Annotated in this window: 11 protein-coding genes; 2 read left to right on the top strand and 9 right to left on the bottom strand. The window is 64.2% G+C overall.

The features are described from left to right. Positions 1-44: 44 nt before the first annotated feature. The 8 genes from JNA92_RS01880 to JNA92_RS01845 all read right to left on the bottom strand — a co-directional run bounded on the left by JNA92_RS01880 (position 45) and on the right by JNA92_RS01845 (position 10,277). Entirely contained in the window at positions 45-2,441 is a 2,397-nt protein-coding gene (locus tag JNA92_RS01880) for an efflux RND transporter permease subunit (RefSeq protein ID WP_431312433.1), read from the bottom strand. Then, positions 2,438-3,478 (bottom strand): WD40/YVTN/BNR-like repeat-containing protein, encoded by a 1,041-nt coding sequence (locus JNA92_RS01875; RefSeq protein ID WP_241803085.1) that lies wholly within the window; start codon positions 3,476-3,478, stop codon positions 2,438-2,440. Before JNA92_RS01875 ends, JNA92_RS01880 begins: the two co-directional genes overlap by 4 nt. Positions 3,479-3,768: 290 nt before the next feature. Beyond that, complete coding sequence (pepN, locus tag JNA92_RS01870; protein WP_241803084.1) at positions 3,769-6,426, bottom strand: aminopeptidase N; 2,658 nt, start codon at positions 6,424-6,426, stop codon at positions 3,769-3,771. Between the two features lie 13 nt (positions 6,427-6,439). Then, on the bottom strand, positions 6,440-7,270 hold the full coding sequence (locus tag JNA92_RS01865) for a DUF2797 domain-containing protein (RefSeq protein WP_241803083.1): 831 nt from the start codon (positions 7,268-7,270) through the stop codon (positions 6,440-6,442). Then, positions 7,267-7,527 carry a YeaC family protein gene (locus JNA92_RS01860; RefSeq protein WP_241803082.1) on the bottom strand — a complete coding sequence of 87 codons (261 nt, stop codon included), beginning with the start codon at positions 7,525-7,527 and terminating at the stop codon, positions 7,267-7,269. Before JNA92_RS01860 ends, JNA92_RS01865 begins: the two co-directional genes overlap by 4 nt. Positions 7,528-7,540: 13 nt before the next feature. Next, complete coding sequence (locus tag JNA92_RS01855; protein ID WP_241803081.1) at positions 7,541-8,419, bottom strand: rhomboid family intramembrane serine protease; 879 nt, start codon at positions 8,417-8,419, stop codon at positions 7,541-7,543. Continuing rightward, positions 8,416-9,390 carry a metallophosphoesterase gene (locus JNA92_RS01850; RefSeq protein WP_241803398.1) on the bottom strand — a complete coding sequence of 325 codons (975 nt, stop codon included), beginning with the start codon at positions 9,388-9,390 and terminating at the stop codon, positions 8,416-8,418. Before JNA92_RS01850 ends, JNA92_RS01855 begins: the two co-directional genes overlap by 4 nt. Continuing rightward, the gene (locus tag JNA92_RS01845) at positions 9,387-10,277 is read right to left on the bottom strand and encodes an NAD(+) kinase (RefSeq protein WP_241803080.1); all 891 of its coding nucleotides are present in this window, start codon (positions 10,275-10,277) and stop codon (positions 9,387-9,389) included. The genes JNA92_RS01850 and JNA92_RS01845 overlap by 4 nt, the downstream gene beginning before the upstream one ends. A 43-nt stretch (positions 10,278-10,320) precedes the next feature. On the opposite strand from JNA92_RS01845, the gene JNA92_RS01840 reads away from it, so the two are divergent. After that, positions 10,321-11,304, top strand: coding sequence for a DUF1853 family protein (locus JNA92_RS01840; protein WP_241803397.1), 984 nt, complete (start codon positions 10,321-10,323; stop codon positions 11,302-11,304). A 126-nt stretch (positions 11,305-11,430) separates the two neighbouring features. Beyond that, positions 11,431-11,976, top strand: a complete 546-nt coding sequence (locus tag JNA92_RS01835) for a cytochrome b (RefSeq protein WP_241803079.1) — start codon at positions 11,431-11,433, stop codon at positions 11,974-11,976. Here the strand turns inward: JNA92_RS01835 and JNA92_RS01830 are convergent. After that, the gene (locus JNA92_RS01830) at positions 11,967-12,866 is read right to left on the bottom strand and encodes a 1-aminocyclopropane-1-carboxylate deaminase/D-cysteine desulfhydrase (RefSeq protein ID WP_241803078.1); all 900 of its coding nucleotides are present in this window, start codon (positions 12,864-12,866) and stop codon (positions 11,967-11,969) included. The two genes, JNA92_RS01835 and JNA92_RS01830, sit on opposite strands and share 10 nt — an antisense overlap. Positions 12,867-12,897 lie beyond the last annotated feature (31 nt).

Here is a 12,897-nt window from a genome sequence, read left to right as displayed (position 1 = left end):
GAAGCTGGCTTGCCGGCGATGGGCCGCAAAGCGGCCCCCCGCACTCAATGGGCGAAGATCGAACCGCCCTGCTTGCCTGCCATCTTCTCGGGCTTGATCAGGAACCGCGCCAGCGCCGGCAGCAGCCACAGCGCACCGAACATGTTCCACAGCAGCATGAAGGTCAGCATCAGCCCCATGTCGGCCTGGAACTTGATGGCCGAGAAGATCCAGGTGCACACGCCGATGGCCAGGCACAGGCCGGTGAACAGCACCGCCTTGCCGGTCGAACGCAGGGTCTGGTAATAGGCCTCCTGCAGCGGTAGGCCGGCACGCAGGAAGCTTTCCAGACGGCTGTAGATGTAGATGCCGTAGTCAACACCGATACCCACGCCCAGCGCCACCACGGGCAAGGTGGCGACCTTCACGCCGATCCCCATGAATGCCATCAGCGCATTGCCCAGCACCGAGGTCAGCACCAGCGGCAGGACGATGCACAAAGTGGCAGCAAAGGAGCGGAAGGTGATCAGGCACATCACCGCCACGCAGATGTACACCAGGATCAGGATGGTCAGCTCGGCGGACTTGATCACCTCGTTGGTCGCAGCCTCGATCCCGGCGTTGCCCGCCGCCAGCAGGAACTGCAAGCCGTCCTTGTCGTGGCTTTCGGCAAACGCCTTGGCAGCGCTGGTGACCCGCTCAAGGGTTTCGGCCTTGTGGTCGTTGAGGAACACCAGCACCGGTGCCAGCGAGCAGTCGGCGTTATACAGGCCGTCGGCGCGGGCGATGGAGTTGTTGAGGATGTCAGGGTTGCGCGACAAGGTTTCCCATTTCAGGCTGCCCTCATTCATGCCCTTGATCACCTGCTTGGACACCGTCACCAGGGAGATCGCCGACTGCACGCCGGGGGTGTTTTCCATGGTCCACATCAGCTCGTCGATCGGTGCCAGGGTCGAGTGGATCGAGCAGCTTTCGGCGGGCGTCTTGACCATCACCACCAACACATCGGAGCTGGTCGAGTAGTTGCTGATGATGAAGTTGTTGTCCTGGTTGTAGCGCGAGTCCGGGCGCAGCTCCGGCGCGCCCTGGTCGAGGTCGCCGATTTTCAGGTTCTGGCTGTACCACAAGCCGCCAGCGAAGGCGACCAGGGCCAGGGCAATGGACACCGGCGCCACCTTGGCACTGGCGAAATTCGACAGCAGGCGCCAGAACGGGTGCTCACGGGTGGCGTCCTTCTTGCTGCGCTCGATGGCCTTTTTGCTGATGCCGATATAGGAAATCGCGACCGGCAGCAGGATCAGGTTGGTGAAGACGATGACCGCCACGCCGATCGACGCACCGATGGCAAGTTCGCGGATCACGCCGATGTCGATGATCAGCAGGGTAATGAAGCCCACGGCGTCGGCGAGAATGGCGATCATCCCGGGCAGGAACAGCTGGCGGAAGGTGCGCCGGGCGGCGGTCAGGGCATTCTCGGCGTCACTGGACTGCAGGGCGATGCCGTTGATCTTCTGCACCCCATGGGAAATGCCGATGGCGAAGATCAGGAATGGCACCAGCATCGAGTAAGGGTCCAGGCCAAAGCCCACCACATGCATCAGGCCCAATTGCCAGACCACTGCCACCAAGGTGGTGATCAGCACGGCGATGGTGCTGCGGATGCACCAGGTGAACCAGTAGAGCAAGACCCAGGTGATGACCAGCGCGACACCAAAGAACATCGCCACCATCACCAGGCCGTCGATCAGGTCACCGACCTTTTTGGCGAAGCCGACGATGTGCACCTTCACATTCGGGTTCTGTGCCTGGAACTTGTCGCGGATTTTCTCCTCGAGCAGATGCGAGAACTGCTGGTAGTCCAGCTTGACCTGCTTACCGGGGTCTTGCGGATCGGGGTAGCTTTCCAGCAAAGGTACATCGACGATGCTGGACTTGAAGTTGTTGCCCACCAGGCGCCCGACCTGGCCGGACTTGAGCACGTTGTCGCGCAGTGAGTCGAGGCTGTCCTGCGAACCGTCGTACGTATTGGGGATGACTTCACCGCCGGAGAACCCCTCCTCGGTGACTTCACTCCAGCGCACGCTGGGGCTCCACAACGACTTGAGGCCCGCACGGTCGACGCCGGGGATGTAGAACACCTCGTCATGGATCTGGCGCAGGGTCTCCATGTAGTCCTTGTCGAAAATGTCGCCGTTGACCGCCTCGACCGAAATGCGCACGGTGTTGCCGAGGTTGGCCAGGTCGTTGCGGTGCGCCATCATCTGCTCGATGAACGGGTGTTCGAGCGGGATCATTTTCTCGAAGCTGGTCGAGGGGCGAATCTGCGAGGCCTGCCAGAACAGGAAGATGCTCACCAGCACGCACAGGGCGATGACCACCGGGCGGTTGTTGAAAATCAGGCGTTCCAGCAGCGTGGGCTTGTCCTGGTGGTGGGGATGCATGATGCTCTCTCGACTGGTCATGGGCGAGGCTCCTGGGCTGCCTGGTCGGCTCCTTCAGCGGTGGCCAGGTGGACACCACCCTGCCCTACCAGCAGCAAGCCACCATTGGCCAGGCCACTGACGCCGGCCAAGGCGATACGGTCGGCGCGGTTGTAGACCGTGAAGCGCTTCCCGTCATCGATGCTGCGCAGCACGCTGCCGCCATTACCGACCAATACCAGGCTGCCATCATCCAGAAGCGTAGCGCTGGCCAGGCCGAATTCGAGGTTGCCGCGTGCGGCCTTGAGTTCGATCGGCTGCCAGCTGTCGCCGAAGTCCGTGGAGCGGAACAGGTTGCCGCGCAGGCCATAGGCCAATAACGTCTGCGGCTGGGCGGTGCCGATCACGCCGAACAGCGAGCCCTCGTAGGGCCCGTCGACCTTGCTCCAGCTCTGCCCGCTGTCACTGGAGCGGAACATGCTGCCCTGCTCGCCGACGATGAACAGGCCGGCATCCCTGATCTGGGCAATGCCGTTGAGGTGCATCTGGTCGGGGTTGTCCAGGCGCTCGGCGACGTCCTGCCAGTGCTGGCCGCCGTCGCGGGTTTCCAGCAATGCACCGTAGGCGCCCACGGCAAAGCCGTGCTGGGCATCGAGGAAAGTGGCATCGAGCAGCGGGGCTTCACGGGCAAGGTCTTCGAACTGCTTGCTCCAGGTCGCACCGCCATCGTTGCTGGCGAGAATCTGCGCGTCGTGCCCGACTGCCCAGCCACGCTTGTCGTCGACGAAGAACACTGCGGTGAGCAATTGCCGGGTAGGCACCCGGGCCTGGGTCCAGGTCTTGCCCTGGTCATCGGAGAACAGAATGTGGCCGCGATCGCCCACCACCACCAGGCGCTTGCCAGCATGAGCGGCGTCGATCAGCAGGCTCTGGCTGGCCTTTGCTGATTCGGTGGAATACTCCTGGACAGCGGCGGCTTGCGTGCTCCCCGCCCACATCGCCAGTGCCAGCGCCAGCATTGCGCTGGCCGCCATCGGCCAGGCACTGCGCCTGGCATGCGTCATCACCCGCTCCCTCATGACCATCCCCTGTTTGTTGTTCTTGGTGGGTCTGTGCCTTGCAGGTACTGCGAAAACCCTGTAGTAGAGGCCTGCAATAGCTTCGGGCCATCGTAGCGGGGATGATTGCGGGAACACAACGAGCAGGACGTTATGTTTTGTTAACCAGACACGGGGGGCTGTTGCACAGCCCAATCGCCGGTGAAGCCGGTGCCATTCACCGTTGAACTGGATCGCTGGCAAGACAGTCGCACCCACAAGTAATGCACCGCACTGAAGCCATGTGCATTACTTGTGGGGCAGCCAAGGCTTCACGCCAGGCTCTTGCTCACCACCTCATAGACATCGCTGGACAGCGCCCCGGAAGCCAGAATCCGCTCCAGCTCGCCCTTCATCAACGCCTGACGCGCGTCGTCATACTTGCGCCAGCGGGTCAGCGGCGCCAGTTGACGCGAAGCGATCTGCGGGTTCAGCGCATTGAGCTCGATCACCAGGTCCGCCAGGAAGCGATAACCCGAGCCATCGGCGGCATGGAAGTTGACCAGGTTCTGCCCGGCAAAGGCACCGATCAGCGCCCGTACCTTGTTCGGGTTCTTCAAGGTGAACGCCGGGTGCTGCATCAGCGCTTTGACCCGCGCCAGCCCGCCGGGCAGCGTGCTGGCGGCCTGCACGCTGAACCACTGGTCCATGACCAGCGGGTTGTCCTTGAAGTGCTCGGCAAAGGTTTCCAGCGCCTTGGCGCGCTCCGCCTCGAACGGCGAGTTGACCAGCACGGCCAGCGCGGTCAGGCGCTCGGTCATGTTGTCGCAGTGCTCGAACTGCTCCAGGGTCGCTTCCAGCACCTGCGCCTTACCGCTGAGCATCAGGTACGACAGGGCGATGTTCTGCAGGCTGCGACGGGCGAAGTGCTCGGCCGCGGCGACGTAGGCGGTGTTGCGCGACACCTCGCGGTGCGCCTGGTAGCGCGCCCACAGGCCATCGAACAGCTGCTCGGCGATCTGCCGGCGGGCGAACTCGCGTGCCGCGTGGATCGCGTCGACATCGGCCACCTGGCTGATCTCGGTCAGGTAGGCTTCGCCTGGCAGCGACAGCATCTCGGAAACCATCGCGGCGTCCAGGGATTCGTTGCCCAGCACCGTGCCCAGTGCCGTGATCAGGCGTTGGTCAAGCTGCAGCGCTTCACCACGCTGATGCTGGCCGATCAGCTCCTGCAGCACCTGTACAGCCAACTGCTGGCCCGCTTCCCAGCGGTTGAAGCCATCGCTGTCGTGCTGCATCAGGAACATCAGCTGGTCCCGGTCATACGGGAAGCTCAGCTTCACCGGCGCACTGAAGCCGCGCAGCAGCGATGGCAGCGGCTTGGCCTGGATACCTTCGAACGTGAAGGTCTGCTCAGCCTCGGTCACCGACAGCACGCGGGCCGTGCCCACCGCGGCGGCCTCACCGGCCAGGCGCAGAGGCAGGTCGTTGCCCTCGGCATCGAGCAGGCCCAGCTCGACCGGGATCACGAACGGCAGCTTCTCGGCCTTGTCCGGCGTCTGCGGGCAGCTCTGGCGGAAGGTCAGGCTGTAGGTGTGTGCCGTGGCGTCGTAGACCTCGCTGACCTCCAGACGCGGGGTGCCCGCCTGGCTGTACCAGCGCTTGAACTGGGTGAAGTCGACGCTGTTGGCGTCTTCCATGGCCTTGATGAAATCGTCGGTGGTCACCGCCTGGCCATCATGGCGTTCGAAGTACAGGTCGCTGCCCTTGCGGAAACCCTCGGCGCCCAGCAGGGTACGGACCATGCGCACCACTTCGGCGCCCTTCTCATACACGGTGAGGGTGTAGAAGTTGGAAATCTCGATGAAGCTGTCCGGGCGCACCGGGTGGGCCATGGGCCCTGCGTCTTCGGCGAACTGGTGGGTCCGCAGGTAGGCGACGTCCTCGATGCGCTTGACCGTGCGCGAGTTCATGTCAGCGCTGAATTCGGCATCGCGGAACACCGTGAAGCCTTCCTTGAGCGACAGCTGGAACCAGTCGCGGCAGGTCACGCGGTTGCCCGACCAGTTGTGGAAATACTCGTGGGCAACCACACCCTCGACCCGCTGGTGGGCAGCATCGGTGGCGGTTTCGGCGCGGGCCAGTACGCAGCTGGAGTTGAAGATGTTCAGGCCCTTGTTTTCCATGGCGCCCATGTTGAAGTCGTTGACCGCGACGATCATGAAGATGTCCAGGTCGTATTCACGGCCATAGACTTCCTCATCCCAGCGCATGGACTTCTTCAGGCTGACCATGGCGTGGTCGCACTTGTCGATGTTCTCCGGCTCGACATAGATGCGCAGGGTCACATCGCGCCCGGACTGGCGCACGAAGGTGTCCTCGACGCACCACAGGTCACCGGCCACCAGCGCGAACAGGTAGGCCGGTTTCATGAACGGATCTTCCCAGGTCGCCCAGTGACGGCCATCTTCAGCCGGGCCAGTGCCGATCGGGTTGCCGTTGGACAGCAGCACCGGGTAGCGATGCTGCTCGGCGATCACCGTGGTGGTGAAGGTGCTCATCACGTCCGGGCGGTCGAGGTAGTAGGTGATCTTGCGGAAACCCTCGGCCTCACACTGCGTGCAGAACATCTTGCCGGACTTGTACAGGCCTTCCAGCGCGGTGTTGCTCTCGGGGTGGATCTTGACGCTGGTGTCCAGGGTGAAACGCTCGGCCTTGGGGTGCAGCGTCAGGCTGTCGGCTTCGAGCTGGTAGTCGCTGGCCTGCAGTTGCTGATCGTCCAGCGAGGCGCGCAGCAGTTCGAGCTGCTGGCCGTCGAGCACCAGTGGCGGCAGGCCGGCACCGCGTGCCGGGTTGCGGCGCATGACCAGTTGCGCATGGACCAGCGTGTGGTCCTCGAACAGCTCAAAGGTCAGGTGCGTCTCGTCGATCAGGTAATCGGGCGCCTGGTAGTCCTTGAGGTAGATCACTTGCGGTTGTTCGGTACGCATGTGCAGGTCCTTTTTACTGGAGCACGGCCATCTGGTAGGCCGTGTACTTGCGAATATTGATCACGCCGGTATCGAAGATCAGGTACTGCCCCTTGATGCCCAGCAGCGTGCCTTCCACCACCGGGTCCTTGTCGAGGTTGAAACTGACGATCTTTTTCGGGTAGGCATGGACCGGGTATTTCATGTGCACCACTTCGGCATCGGGCAGCGGCTGGATCGCCTGCAGGCCGAAGCGCGCCTGCAGATCGCGCAGGCCATCGGCGCAGGCATCGAAGATCTGCTCGCGAATGGCCACCAGGTCGAGCACTTCGGCATCGCCCTTGAGCAGCGCGCGCCAGTTGGTGCGGTCCGGCACCTGGCTGCGCAATACGTCTTCGACCAGGCCCGATTGCTGGCGGGTCGCCACACGCATGATCGGCAGCGCCTGGCTCGCCCCCTGGTCAAGCCAGCGGGTGGGCAACTGCGTAGCGCGGGTGATGCCAACCTTGACCCCGGACGAGTTGGCCAGGTAGACCACGTGATCGGTCATGCAGAACTGCTCGCCCCAGGACGGCTCGCGGCAGGTGCCGGCGTCGTAGTGGCAGCGTTCCGGCGCCATGATGCACATGTCGCACTGGGCCAGCTTGGTCATGCAGGGGTAGCAGTAACCCTGGCTGAAGCTGGTCTTGGTGCGTTTGCCGCAATGGCTGCAGTGAATGGCGCCGAGGTAATGCAGGCGCAGGGTCTGGCCGATCAGCGGGTTGACCGCCACCTGGGTGTCATCCAGGCGAAAACTGTACTGCACCACGGGTGCTTCCAGGCTTACCGCCATCTTGCTCAATGAGCCACGAGCGAGTTCGATCAATGTACCGAGTCCGACTTGAACAGAATGTTAGGGATCGGCGCAGACTTCGATGCGCACTCCTGAGGCCCCATGTAGCCGGTACGCTGGTCTTCTGGCAGGTTCTTCATCTCCCAGGCGATCACCGCCTGCAGCGACAGCTCCTTCTGCTCGGGGGTGAGCTTGCGGCCATCGGACCATTTGCCGATCTCCACGGCCGTTTTCAGGCTTTCGTAGATTTCCGGCGTGATGTTTTCGATCATTTGCGCGAACGTGGACATAGCGTCTCCTAAATCAAGCGGACAGTTTACGCCGCGCCAGCGCACCACCCAAGAGGCCCGTCAGGCATCCGATGAGCAGCCCGCCGACGTGCGCGGCGTTGGCGATCTGGCCAAAACCGAGTTGGCCGACCACACCGGTCAGGCAAATGACCAGCCAGATGAGCATCATCACCAGCACGCCCTTGGGCAGGCTGAAGTGTGGGTTGGGCGCCAGCCACTGGTACAGCCAGACATGCCCGAGCAAGCCGTACAGCACCCCGGACAGGCCGCCGAACAGGCTCGGGCCACTGGTGTAGTGCTGGGCAAGGTTGGATACCAGGCTGAACAGCAAGGTCAGGCCAGCCAGCGCCCAAGGGCCCTGGCGCAGTTCGATGCGCTTGCCCAGTTCCCAGTACCACATGCCGTTCATGGCCAGGTGCAATACGCCGAAGTGCAGCAGCATCGGCGACACCAGGCGCCACCATTGGCCTTCGGCGAGGCCTTGGGCCAGCGGGGTGAAGTGCAGGTAGTCACCTTGGACGCGGTAGTCGAGGAAGGTGAACCAGCTGATGGTGGTGAGGTTATCGCCCAGGCCGGTCAGGCCGGCGACGATCAGGCACAGGAAAAGGACGGCGGCGGTTACCTTGCAGGCTTTCGCCTGCTCGGCCAGGGTCGGCCCTTTCGCCGGCGAGCCAGCGCCCACAGGCGGCTGTGCAAGCTCGACATCAGCATTGCCGTCAGGGTAGCGCTGGTACAGCTGAAGAACATCTTCAGCCATGGTTTCCGGGGCCCAGAGCACCTGCACCTCGCCTTCTTCGCTGACCCGGTGCGGCACCTGCAGGCGCTGCAACAGGTGGACGAAGCCGCTGAGGTCGACCGACAGCGGCAGGCGTATCACTTCGACGATATTCATTGATTGGCCTGCGGTCGATCGACGTCGACCCAGACGAACTTGTGCGGGTCGATCCGGGTTTCATCATCCAGCCGATAGGCCGCCAGCTTGCCGTACAGCACCGCACTGTAGTCCAGGCAGGCCAGGTTGGGGCGGATCGGTGCCGGGCGGCCGCTGCGCCAGTAATGGCCGACGAACAGCAGCGGCTCCTCTTCGCCATAGCGTAGCAAGGCATTCTTCTCGGTGTGGCTGAGCGGCGTGCGGGCGACCTCATCGGGCAGCGCGTCAGGTTGAAAGACGATATCGCCGTAGGTCTTCGGGTCTTCTTCCCAGAACTTGGTCCGGAAGAAGGCGCGGGTCAGGCCATCGCCGCCGGTCAGTGTCAGGCCGTCCGGCAGGCGCATGTCGGTGCCGCGCAACAGACGGTTGCAGACCGTGGAGGCGAAGCTGCCGGGCACGGCCGAGGCCTGGATGAAGTGCTCGTCGATGCGCCCGTCCGGGTATTGCTGGCGCAACGGGTCGATCAGCCGCGGGTCCCAGCAGGCATGCACCAGGCGGAACCGCCCGGCGTCGAGGAACAGCGGCATGTCGTAGAACCACTGCAGAAAATCGTGCCAGTCACCGGGGTGGTGGGCGAACTGGGTCAGGGTCTCGTCGATCAGGCGGGCGTGGCGCGGGGTGTGCTCGCGCACATAGGCCTTGCCGCTGCCGGGCAGCGCCGGGGTTACCCAGCCCAGGGCGTTGTACTCATGGTTGCCCATGATGCAGAAGGCCTGGCCGGCCTCGACCATGTCGTGGACGATGTGCAGCGCCTCGCGGATACGCGGGCCGCGGTCGACGATGTCGCCGAGGAACAGCGCCTGACGCCGCGGGTGGCACCAGACGCCGCCGACACGCTTGTAGCCGAGGGTGTCGAGCAGGCGTTCGAGGGTCAGCGCACAGCCATGCACGTCACCGATGATGTCGAAACTTCGCGCCGGATCGAACATCAGTCGTCCCTGCCCCCCAAGCGGCTGCCCCAACCGAGCTTGGTGCGGCAGACCTCGTAGTAGTTGTGGCCCAGCGGGTGGATCAGGCGCAGTTTCTGCGGTTTCTTGCTCACGGTGATGGTATCGCCGGGGGCACAGGTGAAGTGGTTCTGGCCGTCACAGGATACCTGCGGGTAGATCTGCAGGTCCTTGGACACCACGATCTTCAGCTCGCTGTTGCCGTCGACCACGATCGGGCGGCCGGACAGGGTGTGCGGGTACATGGGCACGATGACGATGGCGTCGAGCTTGGGGTGCATGATCGGGCCGCCAGCCGACAGCGCGTAGGCGGTCGAGCCGGTCGGGGTGGCGACGATCAGGCCGTCGGCCTTCTGGCTGCAGACGAACTGGCCGTCGATGTAGATCTCGAACTCGATCATCCGCGTCGACTTGCCCGGGTGCAGCACCACATCATTGAGCGCATCGCCCTGGCCGATGGCCTCGTGGTGGCGGCGCACCTCGGCTTGAAGCAGGAAGCGGTTTTCCACCAGGTAGTGGCCGTCGAGCACTGCGGCGACCTTTTCTTCCAGCTCGTCCGGGCGGATATCGGTGAGAAAGCCCAGGTTGCCGCGGTTGATCCCCAGGACCGGGATGTTGTGCCGGGCCAAAGCACGGGCGGCGCCGAGCAGGCTACCGTCACCGCCGACGACGATGACCAGGTCACAGACTTCGCCCAACAGCTTGCGTGTGGAAGTCTGCAGGCCGTGGCCAGGCAGCACTTCGGCAATGGTGTCCTCGAGGATCACGTGCAGGTGGCGCTCGATGAGGAATTTTTTCAGTCGGCGAATGGTGTCGAGCACCTGCGAGCTGCCAAGGCGGCCGATGATACCGATATTGCGAAATTGCTCCATGGGGCTCCTGCAAGGCTCTGCGGCGGGTGACTATGCCGCGATTATGGGCGAAACGACCAGGCAGCGGCAAACCGGCTATGCTCGCAGCATGATGCCTTTCGCTGAACTCCATGACCTGCCTCGCCAATTGCGCCGCCCCGCCGTGCGCGACCTGGCCTGGACGCTGCTGTCGCCACCGCTGCTGAGCACACCGCCCTGCCCTCAGCGCCATCCGCTGGCAGGCAGCGCCTGGGCGGCAGAACCGCAGCGCCTCAAAGACTGGCTACAGGCGCTGGATGCCGACGACCAGCCCCTGCGTGAGTGGCTGGCAAACAGCACCAGCCGGCGCCTGGGCCTTTATTACGAAGGCCTGTGGCAGTTCGCCCTGGGCCAGGCGCCTGGTGTCGAGCTGCTGGCGGCCAACCTGGCGATCCGCAGCAGTGGGCGCACGCTGGGCGAGTTGGACATTGTGCTGCGCGACGCCGACGGTACCCACCACCTGGAGCTGGCCATAAAGCTTTACCTGGGGCCCACGGACGGCCAAGGCCATGACCCAGCGCAGTGGCTCGGGCCGGGTTGCCATGACCGGCTGGGCACCAAGCTGGCGCACCTGGCCGGGCACCAGTTGCCCATGTCGGGCGACGCGCAAAGCCGTGAGGCGCTGGCCGGGCTGGGCATTGGCCAAGTCCAGGCCCACCTGTGGCTGGCAGGGTATCTATTCTATCCGTGGCCCGGGCACGCCGAATCGCCTGAGGGGGCCAACCCGCTGCACCTGCGTGGGCGGTGGTTGCGCCGGCGGGATTGGGCAATGGCCGAGGCGCAGCGCTGGCAGCCCCTGCCCCGCCATGCCTGGCTGGCGCCGGCAAGGTTCGAGGCCGATCAAGTCTGGACCCTGCCACAGTTCGCGCAATGGCTTGAGCTGCTTGACCCGCAGGCACCGGCACAGATGCTGGTCAGGCTCGAACCCGGCCCGCATGGCGATTGGCAGGAAGTGGCTCGGGTGTTTCTGGTGGCAGACAGCTGGCCGCACCTAGCCCTGCGCGGGTAACTCGCCGGCCCAGGCCGCAAACACGATTTCATCGACCCAGCGCAACGATTTTATTCCAACAACGATTACAGTTACCTCTGAGCGCCGCCAAGAGCGCCACTTTCGACCTGATGACGAGGACCACCCATGGCTTCATCCAGCCCCGCGCCCCACTACGCACGCCTGTCCATCGCCCTGCACTGGCTAATGCTGGTGCTGCTGGCTGCTGTCTACGCCTGCATCGAGTTGCGTGGCCTGTTCCCCAAGGACAGCGCCGAGCGCAACCTGATGAAGGACCTGCACTTCATGCTCGGCCTGACGGTGTTCATGCTGGTCTGGCTGCGCCTGGCCGTGCGCCTGGTGCGCCCTGCGCCGCCCATTGTGCCCAAGCCTCCCGCCTGGCAGACCGGGCTTGCCCACCTGATGCACCTGGCGCTGTACCTGTTGATGATCGGCTTGCCGCTGGCCGGCTGGCTGATCCTCAGCGCCGCCGACAAGCCGGTGCCCTTCTATGGCCTGGAGCTGCCACATCTGATCGGCGCGAACCCGGACCTGGCCAAGTTCATCAAGGGCTGGCATGAACGCGTAGGCAGCTGGGGGTATTGGCTGATCGGCCTGCACGCGCTGGCCGGGCTTTATCACCACTACGTCGTGCGCGATAACACGCTGCTGCGCATGCTGCCCTACAAGTAACCGCGTCGGCCCTGCAGGCCACCGGTGTGCACGAAGATCAGGCGAGTGCCAGGCTCGAACAGCCCGGCCTCGGCCTGCGCACGCAGGGCCATCAATGCCTTGCCGGTGTAGAGCGCCTCGAAAGGTATCCCCGTGCTGCCTTCGGTGTTTTCGATGAACGCCAGCAGCTCATCGTCGAGCCTGGCAAACCCCTTTCGGCAAGCCTCGTGCAACTGGTAGCCGCGCGTACCGGCGAGCGCCGTTATGGTCTGGGGCACACCATGGTCCAGGGGCACTGCCAGGGCGCCATGCACCCTGTGCGCGCCGCCTTCGGCCAGCACCAGGCCGGCCAGGGTGGTCCCGGTGCCAGCGGCCAGCCACCAGGCGTCATAGTCCGACCACCCCACTGTGCCCAACTGGGCCTTGGCCTGCTCGACGATCAACGCACACCCCTGCGCACCGGCCTGCCCGCCACCGCCTTCGGGGATGCAGTGCCAGCCGGGGTACCGTGCTTGCCAGGGTGCCCAGAAGCCGGCGTCATGCCGGGCACGGTAGCCTGCGTAGCCAAGCCAGTGCAATTGCATCCCCAACGCCTGCAGATCAAGCACCGTGGGGGTGTCCTGGGGATGGCCGCGCAACAGGCCGACGGTGGCGAAACCGAAGCGCTTGCCGGCAGCGGCCAGGGCATGGAGGTGGTTGGAATGGCTGCCGCCCAGGCTGATCAGCCCGGCGGCGCCCGACGCGTGAGCGTGCAGCAGGTGGTGGCGCAGCTTGAACCACTTGTTGCCGCTGACCAAAGGGTCGATCAGATCCAGGCGCAGGATGGCGGCATCAATGCCGGCGCTTTTCAGCCAAGCAAGCTCGAAGGGCTGTAATGGCGCCTGGGGAAGGTCATGGAAGCGGGTAGACATGTTCGAGTGCCTGATGCGAGGCCGCCAGTCT

Origin of the sequence: Pseudomonas putida (assembly GCF_022627325.1) — a bacterium.
GTDB lineage: Bacteria > Pseudomonadota > Gammaproteobacteria > Pseudomonadales > Pseudomonadaceae > Aquipseudomonas > Aquipseudomonas putida_X.
Note: the sequence above shows the minus strand (reverse complement) of the source record. Positions and strands in the feature narration are given on the sequence as shown.